Genomic DNA, 17,636 nt, shown 5'->3' on the forward strand with positions numbered 1-17,636 from the left:
CCTGGTCGATTGCCCGCGATTAACAAGCACTCATGCTTGCTTTTTTTATGAACCGCTGCGATCCTGGGTGCCATGAGTGCTCTCTCCGCTGACCCGGACGTGATCCGGATCGGAAATTGTTCCGGGTTCTACGGCGACCGGCTCAGCGCTATGCGCGAGATGCTGGAGGGCGGTCAGCTCGACGTGCTGACCGGCGACTACCTCGCCGAACTCACCATGCTGATCCTGGGTCGCGACCGGATGAAGGATCCGAGCCTCGGCTACGCCAAGACCTTCGTCAAGCAGATCAAGGACTGCCTCGGGCTCGCACTCGAGAAGAACGTCCAGATCGTCACCAATGCAGGCGGGCTGAATCCGGCCGGGCTGGCCGAGCATTTGCGCAAGGTCGCCGCCGAGCTCGGGCTCGATGCCAAGATCGCGCACGTCGAAGGCGATGACCTGGTGGCGCGCGCCGCCGAGCTCGACCTGGGTCAGCCGCTCACTGCGAACGCCTACCTCGGCGCGTGGGGCATCGTCGAATGCCTGAACTCCGGCGCCGACATCGTCGTCACCGGCCGGGTCACCGACGCCTCGGTGATCGTCGGGCCTGCCGCGGCCCATTTCGGCTGGGGCCGCACCGATTACGACGCACTGGCCGGTGCCGTGGTGGCCGGGCATGTGATCGAATGCAGCACCCAGGCCACCGGCGGCAACTTCGCCTTCTTCACCGAACTCGGTGACATCGGCCGCCCCGGCTTCCCGATCGCCGAGATCCGTCGCGACGGATCCTGCGTGATCACCAAGCACGACGGTACCGGCGGCGCGGTCACCGTCGACACCGTCGAAGCCCAGCTCATGTACGAGATCCAGAGCGCGCGCTACGCCGGACCCGACGTCACCACCCGCCTGGACAGCATCGCGCTGAGCCAGGAGGGCAAGGATCGCGTGCTGATCAGCGGCGTGACCGGTGAGGCCCCGCCGCCACAGCTCAAGGTCTCGCTCAACACCCTCGGCGGCTTCCGCAACGAGATGTCGTTCATCCTCACCGGTCTCGATATCGAAGCCAAAGCCGAACTGGCGCAACGACAGCTGGAATCCTGGCTGCCGGACAAGCCCGCCGAGCTCACCTGGACATTGGCTCGCCTCGACCGTCCCGATGCCGAGACCGAGGAGCGGGCCAGCGCGATCCTGCGCTGCGTGGTGCGAGATTCCGATCCGAACAAGGTCGGTCGCGGATTCTCCAGTGTCGCGGTGGAATTGGCGCTGGCCAGCTACCCGGGTGCCACCTTCACCGCGCTGCCCGGAAACGGTTCGCCCTACGGTGTCTTCACCCCCGGCTTCGTCGACGCGCACGAGGTGCCGCACGTCGCGGTGCTGGCCGACGGCACCCGAGTCGATATCGCCCCCGCCACGGAAACCCTTGTTCTCGAACCTGTTTCCGAACCCGAGCTGCCCGCGCCGCTACCTCCCACCGAGACCGGTCGCGTGCCGCTCGGCACGATCGCCCTCGCCCGCAGCGGCGACAAGGGCGGTGACGCCAATATCGGCGTATGGGTGCGCACCGACGACCAGTGGCGCTGGCTCGTGCACACCCTCACCGTCGAAAAGCTGCAAGAGCTTCTCCCCGAGACGGCCGAACTGACCGTCACCCGCCACGTGCTGCCCAACCTGCGCGCGGTCAACTTCATCATTTCCGGCCTGCTCGGCAAGGGCGTCGCCTACCAGGCGCGTTTCGACCCGCAGGCCAAGGGGCTCGGCGAATGGCTGCGCTCTCGCCACATCGATCTGCCGACGGAGCTGCTCGCGTGATCGGTCACCGATCGGACACGGCAGCGCAGCCGAACCAAGGGTGCCGGACAATGCGACAGGAGACACACCGATGACCTCTGTTTGGGAAACGCCGGAGCGAAAAGAGCTGCGCGCCACTGTGCGCAGGTTCGTCGAACGCGACATCCTGCCAGACCTCGACGCCTGGGAACGCGCGGGTGAGCTGCCGCGCGAATTGCACAAGAAGGCAGGCCAACTCGGCCTGCTCGGCGTCGACTTCCCCGAATCGGCGGGCGGCGAGGGCGGCACCGCCGTCGACTCGCTGATCATCGGCGAGGAGATCCACCTCGCCGGTGGCTCCGGTGGTTTGTGGGCGTCGCTGTTCACCTGCGGGATCTCGCTGCCGCACCTGATCGCCGCGGGCAACCAGGCCCAGATCGACCAGTGGGCCAAGCCGACACTGGCCGGTGACCTGATCGGTTCGCTGGCCATCACCGAGCCCGGCGGTGGTTCCGATGTCGGCCACCTCACCACCGCGGCCGTGCGCGATGGCGACGACTTCATCATCAACGGCGCCAAGACCTTCATCACCTCGGGTTGTCGCGCCGACTTCGTCGTCACCGCGGTACGCACGGGTGGGCCGGGCGCGGCGGGCATTTCGCTGATCCTGGTGCCCACCGACACACCCGGATTCACCGTCAGCCGCAGGCTGGAGAAAATGGGCTGGCAGGCCAGCGATACCGCCGAACTGTCCTATGTGGACGTGCGGGTGCCCGCGTCGAACCTGGTCGGCCCCGAGAACAGCGGCTTCGCCCAGATCGCTGGCGCGTTCGTGAGCGAACGGGTGGGCCTGGCGGTGCAGGCGTATTCGCTGGCCCAGCGGGCGCTCGACCTCACCGTGCAATGGTGCCGCGATCGCGAGACCTTCGGTCGCCCGCTGATCAGCCGCCAGAAGGTGCAGATGACGCTGACCGAGATGGCGCAGCGCGTAGACGTCTCACGCACCTACACGCGTGCGCTGGTCGAGCGCCACGTCGCCGGAGACCAGAACCTGATCGCGCAGGTTTGCTTCGCCAAGAACAACGCCGTCGAGACCGCCGAATGGGTAGCCAACCAGGCCGTGCAGCTGCACGGCGGAATGGGCTACATGCGCGAGGCCGAGGTTGAGCGCATCTACCGCGATGTGCGCCTCATCGGCATCGGCGGTGGCACCAACGAGATCCTGACCATGCTGGCGTCGAAGATATTGGGGTACCAGTCGTGACGACATTCCGTTCCACTCTCGACTCCGCGTCGCCGGAGTATTCCGCGGCCGCGGAAGCGATGTCGACCAAGCTCACCGAGGTCGAAGCCGAATTCGCCAAGGCGATCGCCGGTGGCGGCCCGGACAAAGTGGCCCGCCACCACAAGCGCGGCAAACTCACCGCGCGCGAGCGCATCGAACTGTTGCTCGACGAGGACTCGCCGTTCCTGGAACTGTGCCCACTCGCGGCTTGGGGCAGCGATTTCCAGGTCGGGGCGTCGACGATCGCCGGTATCGGTCTCGTCGAGGGTGTCGAGTGCATGATCGTCGCGCCCGATCCGACGGTGCGTGGTGGCGCGTCGAATCCGTGGACGCTGCGCAAGCAGTTCCGGATCAACGACATCGTCAGGGAGAACCGGCTGCCGGTGATCTCGTTGGTCGAGTCCGCCGGCGCCGACCTGCCGACGCAGAAGGAAGTGTTCATCCCCGGTGGCGCGATGTTCCGCGACCTCACCCAGGCGTCGGCGGCCGGAATCCCCACCATTTCCTTGGTGTTCGGCAACTCGACCGCTGGTGGCGCCTATATCCCCGGCATGTCCGACTATGTGGTGATGGTCAAGGAGGGCGCGAAGGTGTTCCTCGCCGGCCCGCCGCTGGTGAAGATGGCCACCGGTGAGGACTCCGACGACGAGACCCTCGGCGGCGCCGAAATGCACGCCCGCACTTCGGGTCTGGCCGACTATCTGGCCGCCGACGAGCAGGACGCGATCCGGCTCGGCCGCAATATCGTTCGCCGCCTGAACTGGAAGAAGAACGGCCCGGCGCCGCGCGCCGAGGTGATCTCGCCGATCTACGATCCCGAGGAACTGCTCGGCATCGTGCCCTCGGATCTGAAGATCCCGTTCGACCCGCGCGAGATCATCGCCCGCGTGGTCGACGGCTCCGACTTCGACGAGTTCAAGCCGCTCTACGGTTCGAGCCTGGTCACCGGCTGGGCCGAGATCAACGGCTACCCCATCGGCATCCTCGCCAACGCGCGCGGCGTGCTGTTCTCCGAGGAATCGCAGAAGGCCACCCAGTTCATCCAGCTGGCGAACAAGAAGAACACGCCACTGTTGTTCCTGCACAACACGACTGGCTACATGGTTGGCAAGGAGTACGAGCACGGCGGCATCATCAAGCACGGCGCGATGATGATCAACGCGGTCGCCAACTCCACGGTGCCCCACATCTCGCTGCTGGTCGGTGCCTCCTACGGTGCCGGGCACTACGGCATGTGTGGGCGCGCGTTCAACCCGCGCTTCCTGTTCGCCTGGCCGAGCGCGAAGTCCGCCGTCATGGGCGGCGCGCAGCTGGCCGGTGTCATCACCATCGTGCAGCGTGGCGCCGCCGAGTCCAAGGGCCTGCCCTTCGACGAGGAAGGCGCTGCCGGTCTCGCCGCGATGGTCGAGGCGCAGATCGAGGCCGAGGCCATGCCGATGTTCTTGTCGGGCAGGCTTTTCGACGACGGCATCATCGACCCCCGCGACACCCGCACCGTGCTGGGAATGGCCCTGTCGGCCATTCACACAGCCCCGATCAAGGGCGCCGATGGCTTCGGCGTCTTCCGAATGTGAGATGCGCTGTGGCTATTACTAACGTTCTCGTTGCCAACCGTGGTGAGATCGCGCGCCGCGTGTTCGCCACCTGCCGTCGGATGGGTATCGGTACCACCGCGGTCTATTCCGATGCTGATGCCGCGTCGCCGCACGTGTCCGAGGCCGACGCGGCGATCCGGCTGCCCGGCAACACTCCCGCCGAGACCTACCTGCGCGGCGAACTGATCATCGAGGCGGCGCTCTCGGCTGGTGCCGATGCGATCCACCCCGGCTACGGATTCCTTTCCGAGAACGCCGAATTCGCGCGGGCCGTGCTCGACGCGGGTCTGGTGTGGATCGGTCCGCCGGTCGCGGCGATCGAGCAGATGGGCTCCAAGGTCGAGTCCAAGAAGATGATGGATGCCGCCGGTGTCCCCGTCCTCGCCGAGCTCGACCCGGCCGAGGTCACCGACGCGCACCTGCCCGTGCTGATCAAGGCGTCCGCCGGTGGTGGCGGTCGCGGCATGCGCGTGGTGCGTGATCTCGCCGAGTTGCGGGACCAGATCGCCGCCGCCCAGCGCGAGGCCGAGTCGGCCTTCGGCGATGCGACGGTGTTCTGCGAGCGCTACCTCGAGACCGGCCGTCACATCGAAGTGCAGGTCATGTCGGACGCTTTCGGCAAGACCTGGGCAGTGGGCGAGCGTGAGTGCTCGATTCAGCGTCGTCACCAGAAGGTCGTCGAGGAAGCTCCCTCGCCGCTCGTCGAGAAGATCGACGGCATGCGGGATCGGCTGTTCGAAGCGGCGCGGCTGGCGGCCGAGGCGATCGGTTACGAGGGGGCGGGCACCGTCGAGTTCCTGGCTGACGAGAAGGGTGACTTCTTCTTCCTGGAGATGAATACCCGTCTGCAGGTGGAACATCCGGTCACCGAACAGACCACCGGCCTCGACCTGGTCCGTCTGCAGTTGCAGGTGGCTTCGGGGCTGCCGCTGCCCGCTACCCAGCCCGCGCAGCGCGGTCACTCGATCGAGGTTCGGCTCTATGCCGAGGATCCTTCGCACGACTGGCAGCCGCAGAGCGGTCCGGTGCACAAGATCGAGATCCCGTTCACCGCCGGTGAATTCACCGTTCTCGACCAGCCCGGCGTGCGCCTTGACACCGGTGTGGTCGACAACTCGGTGGTCGGCGTGCACTACGACCCGATGCTGGCCAAGGTGATCTCCTACGCCGAAACCCGCGCGGAGGCAGCGCATCTGCTCGCCACCGCGCTACAGCGGGCCAAAATCCACGGTCTGGTCACCAACCGCGATCTGCTCGTGCGCGTGCTGCGCCACCCGGCGTTCCTCGCCGGTGACACCGACACCGCCTTCTTCGCCACTCACGACCTGGCCGTGCTCTCGGCGCCGCTGGTGTCGGAGGCCGACGAGGCACTCTCGATCGTGGCTGCGGCACTTGCCGATTCGGCCGCCAACCGGGGCACGTCGCGTCTGGCCGGACTGAGCCCGAGTGGCTGGCGCAACCTGCCGTCCCAGCCGCAGACCAAGTCCTACGAGAGCCGCACCACCGGCACCCACGAGGTGCGCTACCGCTTCACCCGCACCGGTCTGGCGGTCGAGGGCCACGACGGCCTCGAACTGATCTCGGTCGCGCCCGATCGTGTCGTGCTCGGTGTTGCGGGCGAACGTGGTTCGGTGCGAAGGCAATTCGAGATCGCCCGCTACGGCGACCTCGTCGCGATCGACTCCCCGCTCGGCCCGGTGGCCGTGCGCAGGCTGCCGCGCTTCACCGATCCCTCGGAGCAGGTCGCGGCCGGTTCGCTGCTCGCGCCGATGCCGGGCAGCGTGATCCGCCTCGGTGCCGCCGAGGGCGACCACGTCAAGCAGGGGCAGCCGATCCTGTGGCTCGAGGCGATGAAGATGGAACACACCATCGCGGCACCGGCTACCGGCATTCTCAGCGCACTCAACGTGACCGTCGGCCAGCAGGTCGAGGTCGGAACCGTACTCGCCGTCGTCGAGGAAGAAGAGCAGGAGCAGGAGCAGTCATGAGCTTCATCGAAACCGAAGAGCAGAAGGCACTGCGCGCGGCGGTGGCCTCGCTGGCGGCCAAGTACAACTATCGCGATTACGTGCGACCCAAAGCGAAGGCGAACGAGCCGCTCGCCGAGCTGTGGGCCGAGGCGGGCAAGCTCGGCTTCATCGGTGTCAACCTGCCCGAGGAGTACGGCGGCGGCGGTGCGGGCATCTACGAGCTCTCCCTCGTGCTCGAGGAACTGTCCACCCAGGGTGCGGGCCTGCTGCTGATGGTCGTCTCCCCGGCCATCTGCGGCACCATCATCGCCAAGTACGGCACCGACGAGCAGAAGCAGACGTGGCTGCCGGGCCTCGCCGACGGCACCAAGATCATGGCGTTCGGTATCACCGAACCCGACGCGGGTTCCAACTCGCACAAGATCACCACCACCGCCCGGCGCGACGGTAGCGACTGGATCCTCAACGGCCGCAAGATCTTCATCTCCGGTGTCGACCAGGCCGACGCGGTGCTCATCGTCTCCCGCACCGAAGACCACAAGACCGGCAAGCTCAAGCCCGCGCTGTTCATCGTCCCGACCGATGCTCCCGGCTTCAACAAGACAGTCCAGGACATGGACTTCGTCGAGCCCGACCGGCAGTTCACGTTGTTCCTCGACGATGTCCGGCTGCCCGCCGACGCGCTCGTCGGTGCCGAGGACGCGGCGCTCGCGCAGCTGTTCGCCGGCCTGAATCCCGAGCGCATCATGGGCTCGGCGATGGCCATCGGCATGGGGCGCTACGCCATCGACCGGGCGGTGGAATACGCCAAGGAGCGGCAGGTCTGGAAGACCCCGATCGCCGCGCACCAGGGTGTCTCGCATCCGCTGGCCCAGGTGAAGATCGAGCTCGAATTGGCGCGGTTGATGATGCACAAAGCCGCGGTGCTCTACGACACGGGCGACGAGTTCGGTGCCGCCGAGGCTGCGAACATGGCCAAGTACGCGGGCGCCGAGGCGTCGATCAAGGCGCTGGATCAGGCGATTCAGACCCACGGTGGTTCGGGACTGACCGCCGAGGTCGGGCTCGCGGGCATGCTGGGTGCCGCGCGCATCGCGCGCATCGCCCCGGTCAGCCGGGAGATGATCCTGAACTTCGTGGCGCAGCATTCGCTGGGACTGCCGAAGTCCTACTGAGTTCTCGGCGGCCTGGCGGTGGCGTTCGCCGCCGCCAGGCCCTATTTATTCAACTGCTGAGGAGGTTCGATGAGTGATTCCAGCGATACGCCCTACGTGCGCTACGACGTCGTCGATGGGTTCGCGACGCTGACGTTCGATTCGCCGCACAATCGGAATGCGTTGTCGTCCAAGCTCGTTCGTGAGCTTGTTGCCGGATTGGCGGCGGCGAACGACGATCCGGCGGTGCGTGGCATCGTGCTCGGGCATACCGGGGACACGTTCTGCGCCGGGGCCGACCTCAAAGAAGCGACAACGGCCGACCCGGCAACCGCCGCCGACCAGCGCACCCGCGTGATGATCGACTTGCTGCGTGGCATCATCGGCTCACCGAAGCCGGTCCTCGCGCGGATCGACGGCAATGTGCGCGCGGGTGGGATGGGCATCATCGCGGCGTGCGATCTGGTGGTGGCGGGACCGGGTAGCAGTTTCGCGCTCACCGAGGTGCGCATCGGGATGGCTCCGTTCATGATCTCGCTCACCCTGCTGCCGCGGCTTTCCCCGCGTGCGGCGAGTCGTTATTACCTCACCGGCGAGAAGTTCGATGCCGCGACCGCGCAGGAGATCGGCCTGATCACCGTCGCGGCCGAGGACGCCACCGCGGAGGTGAAACGCCTGTGTGCGGAGCTGCGCAAGGGTTCGCCGCAGGGTTTGGCCGAGTCGAAGAAGTTGGTCAACGCGGCCCTGCTCGCCGAGTTCGAGGCCGAGGCGGAGGTGCTGGCCAAGCGGTCGGCGAGCTTCTTCGGCACCCCCGAAGTGATCGAGGGCATGACGGCCTTCTTCCAGAAGCGGCCGCCCAGCTGGGCACAATAGTCCGATGGCGACACCCCACGAACCCAAGCAGGACCGCAGCCGGGCCACCCGGCAGCGGCTGCTGGAGGCGACCATCGACTGCCTGGCCGAAACCGGCTGGGCAGCCGCCACCGTGTCGGTGGTCGCCGAGCGGGCCGGGGTGTCGCGCGGCGCGGCCCAGCACCATTTCCCCACCCGTGAGGACCTGATCACCGCGGCGCTCGAGTTCATGTTCGAGTTCCGGATGGCGCAGGCCAAGATCGAGGCGGAGACGGTCAAAGCGGTCGCCCAGGGAGAAGGGCGCACGCGCGCGGTCGTTTCCGCGCTCGTCGAGTCCTATTCCACCCCGTTCTTCAAAGCCGCGCTTCAGGTCTGGACCCACGCCGCCGCCGACCCGGCGCTTCGGATGCGGATCCTGCCCCTCGAAGCCCGCTTCGGCCGCATCTCCCACCGCCGCGCGGTCGAAGCCCTCGGCGTCGACGATTCCGACCCGGTAGCCCACCACCTCGTCCAAGCCACCCTCGACCTGGCCCGTGGACTAGGCCTCGCCGACGTCCTCACCGACGACTCCGCGCGCCGCAAACTGATCGTCGACCAGTGGGCCGCCACTCTCCATACCGCCCTGAATATCGCCCATTGAACCCTTGTGACCAGCGCATTTCCGGGTATATAGTTCGTCCATGGGGGAATATATATCGAGGGACTGCGCCATGACCAAACGACTGATCGAGATCGACGACGAGCTACTCGAGTCCGCGCAGGATGCGCTCGGGACCGCTGGCGTCTCCGATACCGTTCGCGCCGCGTTGAACTCGGCAGTGGTCGCGCATGCGCGCGCCAGCGAAGTCGAATGGTTGGTCAACGGCGGCATGGCGGAAATGGCCGACAAGGATCGGCGTGACGACGTATGGCGATAACGGCGCGCTATCTCATCGACACCAGCGCGGCAGCTCGAATGCGTCATCCGGACGTCGCTGCCGCACTCGGGCCGCTGCTAGAGGCCGGATTGATCGCCACGTGCGCACCGCTCGATTCCGAGGCGCTCTACAGCGCCCGAAGCCCCACGGAATACGAACAGATTCGCTTTCGGCGCAGAGCAGCCTATGAGTACTTGCCCACCAATGACGAACACTGGCACAACGCCTTCACGATCCAACGCGAACTTGCGCGGTCGGGCCGCCACCGAGCGGTCGGTATTCACGATCTGCTCGCCGCTGTGATCGCGGTCGAACACCGCCTTGTCCTGTTCCACTACGACTCCGATTTCGAAACGGTCGCATCGGTGGTGGACCTCAATCATCGCTGGGTCGCACCTCGGGGGAGTCTCGAGACGTCTTGACCAGGTGATGTCACACTCCGGCCGGCTGCTTCGTCGACTCTGTAGCTCGAGCAATGGCGACAGTGCCCGCCGTTCGCTGACGCTGCCGACCCTGGGGCAGCTCGAGCAATGGCCACGGTGCCCGCCGTTCGCTGACGCTGCCGACCCTGGGCTTGACCGGGCAACGGCCACGGTGACCGACGGGGATGTGGCTTCTGGCAGCGACACGAAGGCTGGACCCCAGCGGATCGGGGTGATCCGCTGGGGTCCAGCCTCGTCGGGACGGCTACTACTTCGCTGGGGTGAGGTCGTAGAGGGTTACGCCGTCGACTGTCGTCGCGGTGTAGTTGGCCGTCACCCACGCGGTGATCGCCGAGCTGGTCGACTCGCTGCTCCCGCCGGGACCGCCGCGTCCACCGGCGACGAAGTAGTGGATCTTTCCGTCGGCCACGTACTGCTGGAACTGTTCGAGGGTTGGCGACGGATCCGTGCCGTTGAATCCGCCGATCGGCATCACCGGCAGTTCGGTGGCGAGCTGATACCCGGCAGCACTGTTGGAGCCGAGCGCTGCCGCGACCCAGGTGTAGTCGGTGCCGTTCGCCTCGAGCAGGGTGACGATCTTGTCGCTCGGACGTGATCCGCCCAGCAGCCCACCCGCGCCACCCATGCGCTGGTCACCACCGATCGACATGCCGTCCGGGGCGGTCGCACCCTGCGCGGAACCGTCCGGCGACGCCGCGCCGCCGGGCATCGCGCCGTCTTGCCCGGGCGCACCACCGTCCGCGGGCATGCCGGTCTGCGCGCCCGGGGAAGTGCCACCCTGTGGCGCACCGTCCCCGGCACCTGTCGCGGCGGATCCGTCGGCGCCTGGCTTGTCGCCGTCTCCGCCGGGAGGCATTCCGGGCCAACCCATTCCGTGCATTCCACCGGCACTCGGTCCAGCGGACGGAATCGCACCCGAGTGCGTGGACGCGAGGGTGTCGACGGAGTACGCGATAGGGCCCGCGAGTCCGATGAAGGCGGCGGCGAGCGCGGCGATCACCGACTGCTTGCGGGCCAGCGGGAACATGAAGGCAACGGTGGCGACAACACCGACGACCAGAATCGCCCAGCGCAACCACGGCTGGAAGGAAGCGCTGCGCGACAGCAATATCCACGCAGTCGCCGTGGTGAGCCCGACCGCGACAGCGCACGCGCACCGCACCCACGGCCGATCGCGCGCACCCCACATCTGCACGGCCCCGATCCCCACCAGCGCCGCGACAGCAGGCGCCAGCGCCACCGTGTAGTACTGGTGGAAGATCCCCGCCATGAAGCTGAAGACCAGCCCGGTGACGAGAAGCCAACCGCCCCAAAGGATCAGCGCAGCGCGACGGCGATCGGTACGTGGTGCTCGGCCGCGCAACACGAGCCCGACCGCGAGCGCCAGCAACGCGGCCGGAATCAGCCACGCGATCTGACCGCCCTGCGCGGATTCGAACATCCGGGTGATCCCGGTGCTGCCCCACAGTCCGTTCCCGCCCGCGGGCAGTGCGCCACCCGGCCCGACACTGCCGGTCTCATTGCCGTTCAACCGCCCGAGCCCGTTGTATCCGAGGGTGAGCTCGATGATCGAATTGTTCTGCGATCCGCCGATCCACGGCCGGGAATCCGCAGGCCACAGCTCCACCGCGAGCAACCACCAGCCCGCCGCGACCACCATTGCCGCACCGGCGGCGAACAGCTGGGCGACCCGTTTACCCAGCTTCGGCGGTCCGGCGATCAGGAACATCAGCGCCAAGGGCGGCACCACCAGCAGCACCTGCAACTGCTTGGCGAGGAAGCCGAATCCGATCAACCCGCCGGTGAGCAGCAACCACCGCCACCGCCCGTCCGCGACCGCGCGCGTCATCGCCCACGTGGCCGCGATCATCAGCAATACGAGCAGCGCGTCAGGATTGTTGAACCGGAACATCAGCACCGCAACGGGAGTCACCGCGAGAACCGTGCCCGCGATCAACCCCGCCGCGGGCCCGAACGACCTACGCACCGTGGCCCACAGCAGCGCGACACTGGCCACGCCGAGCAGGACCTGCGGCACCAGCATGCTCCAGCTGCTGAGCCCGAACAGCCGTACCGAAAGCTCCATCACCCACAGCGAAGCGGGCGGTTTGTCCACGGTGATCGAATTCGCGGCATCGGAGGAACCGAAGAAGAACGCCTCCCACGATTGCGAACCCGCCTGTATCGCCGCGGCATAGAAGTCGTTGGCCCACCCGTTGGCGCTCAGATTGATGAGATAGGCGATCAGCGTGCCGAGGAGCAGCACCGCCAATGCCGGTCGCTCCCACCGTTTTCTGGTCGTCGTGGCTTTCACGATGTCCGGGGCAGACGAGGGGGCGATGGTCGTAGTCATCGACGCACCTCCAACGCGCCAAGGCGCTGTGCCGATTCGGAGCCGCTGTCGGTAGCGCCGAACGCCGGGGCGGGGTGGGTTGAGTGCGCGAAGACCGGGGTGCCCACGTTCCGGAAAACCCAGCGCAGACCGACGAAACGAACAAGTGTCGCAACGAGATTGGCGGTGATCAGCACGGTGAGCTCCACCGCGACGGGCGCGTCGGGAGCCCAGCGGTGCAGGGCGAACAGCGACCCGCTGGTGATCGCCAGCCCGAACGCGAAGATGGCCAAGCCCTGGAACTGGTGCGACACCGCGTTGCCGCGTCCGCGCACACCGAAGGTGAACGCCCGGTTGGCGGCGGTATTGCCCACCGCGGTGAGCAGCAGCGACACCAGATTGGCGCCCTGGCTGCCTGCCAATGGCTGCAACAGCAGGTACAGCGCGATGTAGGCGAGCGTCGAGGTCACCCCGACGATCGCGAACCGCACCAGCTGGCCGACCATGCCGAGCGGCACCCCGGCCACCAGCGGTTCACGCCCGACGGCGGCCCGCAACTGGTCCAACGGGAGCGCGCCGGTGGCCAGTGCCCTGGTCAACCGCCAGATCCCGCGCAGATCCTTGCGCGCGGTATCGATGATGTCGACCCGGCTGTCGGGATCGTCGATCCAGTCGACGGGCACCTCGTGAATCCGCAGACCCGCCCGCTCGGCCAGCACCAGCAGCTCGGTATCGAAGAACCACTCGCCATCGCGCACCAGCGGCAGCAGCTCGCGAGCGACCTCGGTGCGCACGGCTTTGAATCCGCATTGCGCATCCGAAAAACCAGCCCGCAGTGTGGTTTTCAGCAGCAGGTTGTAGCAGCGGGAGATGATCTCACGCTTGGGTCCGCGCACCACGCGGGCCGACGAATCCAGCCGGGTACCGATCGCGAGATCGGAATGCCCGGAGACCAGCGGCGCGATCAGCGGCAGCAGCGCGTTCAGGTCGGTCGACAGGTCGACGTCCATGTACGCGACCACCGCCGCATCCGACCCTTCCCACGCGGTCCGCAACGCCCGCCCACGCCCCTTGGCGTCCAGGTGCAGTACCTCGACGCCGTCGAGTTCCGCCGCCAGCAGCTCGGCCACCGCGAGGGTGGTGTCGGTGCTGGCATTGTCGGCGATGGTGATGCGGGCCGTGAACGGGAACCCGGCGCGCAGATAGGCATGCAACCTACGCACGCACAGGCCGAGATCAACCTCCTCGTTGTAGACGGGTATCACTACGTCGAGCACCGGCGCGCGGCTGCTCTCCATGGCCTTCTGCTCGGCCTCGGTCTGAGTCATGACACCTAGGCTCGATGGCCGCGCTGCCACCGAGCTGGGACCGGGCTGGGAGGTTGCTGGGGATCGTGATCAGCCGCGACGCACGCGCAGCACGCTGTCGGCGCGCTCGCCGGCCACGCCGTCGGGGCTGGTCGACGGGCTGTGGACGAGCTCGGCGGTCTCGACCTGCCAGTCGGGCCCGAGTTCGAGCTGCTCGAGTACCTGCTCGATGGTCGGGAACACATGATCGTGCATCGCGCTGGAGGCCCAGCTCGGCGCGGCCGCGTGCGCGCCGATCACCAGCACCCCGCCCGGCGCGACGGCGGCCGCCGCGCTGCGCAGGATCCCGGCTCGCTCGTCCGGCCGCTCCACCGGCGAGTGCAGGAATTGCGCGGACACCAGGTCGAAGGTGCCGGCCGGGAAACTCGCCTGCAGGTCGTGGCGGTCCCACACGATCGTCACCCCGGCCTCGGCGGCCCGCCGCGCACCGCGCTCCATCGCGGTCGCCGAGATATCGACCGCGGTGACCTGCCAGCCGCGCTCGGCCAACCAGATGGCGTCGGCGCCCTCGCCGCAGCCCAGATCGAGGGCGGTCCCCGGGTTCAGCTCCGACACTTCACGCACCAGAAGTGGGTTCGGGTTACCGGTCCAGATCTGCGCACGTTCGCGGTAGAAGTCTTCCCAGAACTCTTCGGCGTTCGCCACGGTCTCGGTCATCGATACTCCTGGTCAGTCAGGGTGAAAGGATCATCCGATAGTGCATCGGTACCTGCGGTGACCGCCAGAATTCTTGCCGTTCCAGCAAATGTGTTTCCACTCTCGGTGGGGTGCGTAACCCCCGGTGTGGCCCGCCCTAGTATTACTACCGTGACGCGCGGTTACCCCAAAACGGACGAGGCGCCGTTTCGTCGTGTCGACGCGCGGACCGAACGCTGGCGCGAGCATCGCGTGCAGGTGCGTATCGAATTCGTCGATGCGGCTTTCCGGGCACTTGACCAGGTCGGGCCCGATGTGAGTATGGGCGATATCGCCAAGGAGGCCGGCGCGGCCAAGCCGAAGCTGTATCGCCATTTCGAGGACAAGACCGACCTCTACAACGCGATCGTCGACCGCGTGCGCGACATGCTCTGGGAGCGTGTGCTCACCAGTGTGAATCTCACCGACGATTCCATCGCCGAACTCGTTCACACCGCGGCCACCGAATACGTGGCGGTGGTGTCGGCACACCCGAATGTCTTTCGGTTCATGCTGCACAGCCATTTCAGCCAGCAGGTCAAGGAAACCGAACGCGCCCTGGTCGCGGCCCGTCAATCGGCAAGGCGCGCAGCGGAATTCTTCGCGGGCCTGCTCCCCACGGAATCGATCGATGTGACCGGGATCGAATTGGTGAACTATTCGATTTTCGGCGCGGTCGCCTCGGCCACGGACTGGTGGCTCGGCGCGAATCAACGCGAAGTCTCGGCGATGCCGGTCGAGCGCTTCGTCGACTATCTGGCCGAGAGTATCTCGGCATTGGCGCAGGCGCATGCTCGCTTCAACGGGGTGACAATCGACCCGTCGAAACCCCTGCGCTCGGCATTCTGTTCCGCCTCTGCGTGACTTCTAGCCACACTTAGGCAGTGTCGGGCTTGCGTCGGCGGGGCACGCGGAACGGGCTAGCTCGACTCGGTGAGTTACCCATGTTCTGGGGGTTGCTTGTCTGCGTCGATCCATCGCGCCCGACACGAACTCCGTTGTTCTCGCCGATCACGCCGTTGGGGTCGGCTGGGGTGCGATGAGTTCAGTATGAACCTGGGCACCGACAAGTTTCGGACGCCACGCTAGGCGTACCGGCGCGTTCGCTCCGGCCATGCAACGCTGCGCGTCGGCGCCGATTATGCATCGGTGCGCAGTCTCCAGAGCGGGGAGACGGGCCCGTGACCCGCGCCGAGGTCGTAGGAGGCGGCCAGGCAGCGGTAGGTCCACTCCTTGGCGAACTCCACCGCGTCGGGCACCGAGTAGCCGTTGGCGAGCGCGCTGGCGATCGCCGCGGCCAGGGTGTCCCCACCGCCGTGGTCGTTGCCGGTGGCGATGCGCGGCGCGGTGAACTCGCGGAAGGTGTCGCCGTCGTAGAGCAGATCGGTGCTGAATTCCGACGCGCGCAGGTGCCCGCCCTTCACGATCGCCCACTGCGCGCCCAGCGCGTGCAATGCCTCGGCGGCTTTGCGCGCGGTGGCGTCGTCGACCACTTCGATGCCGGTGATCAGGCGCACCTCGTCGAGGTTCGGGGTGACGACCGTCGCGAGCGGAATCAGCGTATTACGTACTGCCTCGAGGGCTTCCGCGTGTAGCAGCGGATCGCCGTGCATGGAGGCCGCGACCGGATCGACCACCAGCGGGATGGTGCCGTCGCCGCCGATGCCGAGCTCACGACATACTCCGGCGACCGCCTCGATGATCGCGGTGGAGGCGAGCATGCCGGTCTTGGCCGCACCGATGCCGATATCGCGCACGACCGCCCGCACCTGATCGGCCACGATCTGCGGCGGGATCTCGTGAAAACCGCTGACGCCCACCGTGTTCTGCACGGTCACCGCGGCCACCGCCACGCATGCGTGCACCCCGCAGAGTGCCATGGTGCGCGAATCGGCCTGGATGCCTGCGCCGCCACCGGAGTCGGTGCCCGCGATGGTGAGCGCGCGAACGGGGGTCTGGCCATCAGGGGTCAGCGGCAACATCTTCACGCCCCAACCCTACGGCTCGCGCGCGTCTGTGCGGGGCCCCGCCTCTGCACTGCAAATGAAAACCATTACCATTAACTCTCGTGACCAATTCCCTGACACAGCTGCCCGTCACCGTGCTGTCCGGCTTCCTCGGCGCGGGCAAGACCACGCTGCTCAACCACATCCTCGCCAACCGTGACGGCCGCCGGGTCGCGGTCATCGTCAACGACATGAGCGAGGTGAATATCGACGCGGCGCTGGTCGCGGGCCAGGGGCACCTCGACCGGACCGAGGAAAAGCTGATCGAGCTCACCAACGGCTGCATCTGCTGCACCCTGCGCGAGGACCTGATCGAGGCCGTCGCCCGCCTGGCCCGCGAGGGCCGCTTCGATCAGCTGGTGATCGAGTCGACCGGAATCTCCGAACCCATGCCGGTGGCCGCCACCTTCGACTGGGAGTTCGACGACGGGTTCCGACTCGGCGACATCGCCCGGCTCGACACCATGGTCACCGTCGTCGACGCCTCCACCTTCCTCGCCGAACTGGTTCGGGGACAAGCGCTGGCCGAACGCGATCTCGAAGCGGGTGCGGGTGACGCCCGCTCGATCGCGGATCTGCTGGTCGACCAGGTGGAGTTCGCCGATGTGCTGCTGATCAACAAGACCGACCTGGTCAGCGCGAACGCCGCGGCCACCGTCGAAGCGACGGTGCGCAGGCTCAACCCGCGCGCCCACGTGCTGCGCACCGAGAAGGGCGTGGTCGGCCTGTCCGAGGTGCTCGCCACCGGCCGCTACAACCCGGAGGTCGCCGCCGAATCCGAAGGCTGGGCAGCGGAATTGGCGGGCGGGCACACTCCCGAGACCGAGGAATACGGGATCAGCAGCATCAGCTTCATCGCCGATCGCCCGTTCCATCCGCAGCGGCTCGCCGACGTGCTGGCGCGAATGCGGGGGATGTTGCGCAGCAAGGGATTCTGCTGGATCGCGAGCCGCCCCGAGCTGGCGGCGATCTGGTCGCAGGCCGGTCCGAATATCACCTTCGAACCCGGCGCGTGGTGGTCGGAGCTGGAAGTTCCCGCCGGACAGGAACTCGTGTTCATCGGGGTGCGCCTCGACGCACCCGCCGTCCGGCGCGAGCTCGACGCCGCGCTGCTCACCGACGCCGAGTTCGCGGCGGGCGCGAGCGCGTGGACCGGCTACCCCGATCCGTTCCCGGCCTGGGGTGAACTGCACGAGCAGCACTGATTGGCCACTTTGGTGCGCGTATCACACTGCGCTGGTGCATGATTCGAATGGGCCGCGACCCACGCGCCGATGAGGGGAGCGTGGGCCGC

15 protein-coding genes are annotated in these 17,636 nt (G+C 67.2%); 11 read left to right on the plus strand and 4 right to left on the minus strand.

Features of this window, described 5'->3' with window-relative positions; genetic code table 11:
- Nucleotides 1–72: 72 nt before the first annotated feature.
- From ACTWPB_RS09350 to ACTWPB_RS09390, 9 genes are all read left to right on the plus strand, one after another.
- Complete coding sequence (locus ACTWPB_RS09350) at nucleotides 73–1,788, plus strand: acyclic terpene utilization AtuA family protein (protein WP_446225271.1); 1,716 nt, start codon at nucleotides 73–75, stop codon at nucleotides 1,786–1,788.
- A 70-nt stretch (nucleotides 1,789–1,858) separates the two neighbouring features.
- The gene (locus ACTWPB_RS09355; protein WP_446225272.1) at nucleotides 1,859–3,010 is read left to right on the plus strand and encodes an acyl-CoA dehydrogenase family protein; all 1,152 of its coding nucleotides are present in this window, start codon (nucleotides 1,859–1,861) and stop codon (nucleotides 3,008–3,010) included.
- Complete coding sequence (locus ACTWPB_RS09360) at nucleotides 3,007–4,605, plus strand: acyl-CoA carboxylase subunit beta (protein ID WP_446225273.1); 1,599 nt, start codon at nucleotides 3,007–3,009, stop codon at nucleotides 4,603–4,605. Before ACTWPB_RS09355 ends, ACTWPB_RS09360 begins: the two co-directional genes overlap by 4 nt.
- An 8-nt stretch (nucleotides 4,606–4,613) precedes the next feature.
- Complete coding sequence (locus ACTWPB_RS09365) at nucleotides 4,614–6,614, plus strand: acetyl/propionyl/methylcrotonyl-CoA carboxylase subunit alpha (RefSeq protein ID WP_446225274.1); 2,001 nt, start codon at nucleotides 4,614–4,616, stop codon at nucleotides 6,612–6,614.
- Nucleotides 6,611–7,771 (plus strand): acyl-CoA dehydrogenase family protein, encoded by a 1,161-nt coding sequence (locus tag ACTWPB_RS09370; protein ID WP_446225275.1) that lies wholly within the window; start codon nucleotides 6,611–6,613, stop codon nucleotides 7,769–7,771. The genes ACTWPB_RS09365 and ACTWPB_RS09370 overlap by 4 nt, the downstream gene beginning before the upstream one ends.
- A 69-nt stretch (nucleotides 7,772–7,840) precedes the next feature.
- Nucleotides 7,841–8,623 (plus strand): enoyl-CoA hydratase family protein, encoded by a 783-nt coding sequence (locus ACTWPB_RS09375; RefSeq protein ID WP_446225276.1) that lies wholly within the window; start codon nucleotides 7,841–7,843, stop codon nucleotides 8,621–8,623.
- A gap of 4 nt (nucleotides 8,624–8,627) precedes the next feature.
- Complete coding sequence (locus ACTWPB_RS09380; RefSeq protein WP_446225277.1) at nucleotides 8,628–9,242, plus strand: TetR/AcrR family transcriptional regulator; 615 nt, start codon at nucleotides 8,628–8,630, stop codon at nucleotides 9,240–9,242.
- A gap of 70 nt (nucleotides 9,243–9,312) precedes the next feature.
- Nucleotides 9,313–9,519, plus strand: a complete 207-nt coding sequence (locus tag ACTWPB_RS09385; RefSeq protein ID WP_056814932.1) for a hypothetical protein — start codon at nucleotides 9,313–9,315, stop codon at nucleotides 9,517–9,519.
- A gap of 38 nt (nucleotides 9,520–9,557) precedes the next feature.
- The gene (locus ACTWPB_RS09390; protein ID WP_446226284.1) at nucleotides 9,558–9,941 is read left to right on the plus strand and encodes a PIN domain-containing protein; all 384 of its coding nucleotides are present in this window, start codon (nucleotides 9,558–9,560) and stop codon (nucleotides 9,939–9,941) included.
- A gap of 268 nt (nucleotides 9,942–10,209) precedes the next feature.
- Here ACTWPB_RS09390 and ACTWPB_RS09395 read toward each other — a convergent pair whose 3' ends face one another.
- The 3 genes from ACTWPB_RS09395 to ACTWPB_RS09405 form a co-directional block, all read right to left on the minus strand.
- The gene (locus tag ACTWPB_RS09395; protein ID WP_446225278.1) at nucleotides 10,210–12,315 is read right to left on the minus strand and encodes a glycosyltransferase family 39 protein; all 2,106 of its coding nucleotides are present in this window, start codon (nucleotides 12,313–12,315) and stop codon (nucleotides 10,210–10,212) included.
- Nucleotides 12,312–13,622, minus strand: a complete 1,311-nt coding sequence (locus ACTWPB_RS09400) for a glycosyltransferase (RefSeq protein ID WP_446225279.1) — start codon at nucleotides 13,620–13,622, stop codon at nucleotides 12,312–12,314. The genes ACTWPB_RS09395 and ACTWPB_RS09400 overlap by 4 nt, the downstream gene beginning before the upstream one ends.
- 69 nt (nucleotides 13,623–13,691) lie before the next feature.
- A complete protein-coding gene (locus tag ACTWPB_RS09405; RefSeq protein ID WP_446225280.1) occupies nucleotides 13,692–14,318 on the minus strand; it encodes a class I SAM-dependent methyltransferase in 627 nt (208 codons plus the stop codon).
- Between the two features lie 57 nt (nucleotides 14,319–14,375).
- Between ACTWPB_RS09405 and ACTWPB_RS09410 the strand changes: the two genes are divergently transcribed.
- The gene (locus ACTWPB_RS09410) at nucleotides 14,376–15,200 is read left to right on the plus strand and encodes a TetR/AcrR family transcriptional regulator (protein ID WP_446225281.1); all 825 of its coding nucleotides are present in this window, start codon (nucleotides 14,376–14,378) and stop codon (nucleotides 15,198–15,200) included.
- Between the two features lie 275 nt (nucleotides 15,201–15,475).
- On the opposite strand, the gene thiD is transcribed toward ACTWPB_RS09410, so the two are convergent.
- Nucleotides 15,476–16,324, minus strand: a complete 849-nt coding sequence (gene thiD / locus ACTWPB_RS09415; protein WP_446225282.1) for a bifunctional hydroxymethylpyrimidine kinase/phosphomethylpyrimidine kinase — start codon at nucleotides 16,322–16,324, stop codon at nucleotides 15,476–15,478.
- Between the two features lie 80 nt (nucleotides 16,325–16,404).
- Between thiD and ACTWPB_RS09420 the strand changes: the two genes are divergently transcribed.
- Complete coding sequence (locus tag ACTWPB_RS09420) at nucleotides 16,405–17,547, plus strand: GTP-binding protein (protein ID WP_446225283.1); 1,143 nt, start codon at nucleotides 16,405–16,407, stop codon at nucleotides 17,545–17,547.
- Nucleotides 17,548–17,636: the final 89 nt, after the last annotated feature.

The organism is Nocardia sp. IBHARD005 (genome assembly GCF_052814245.1).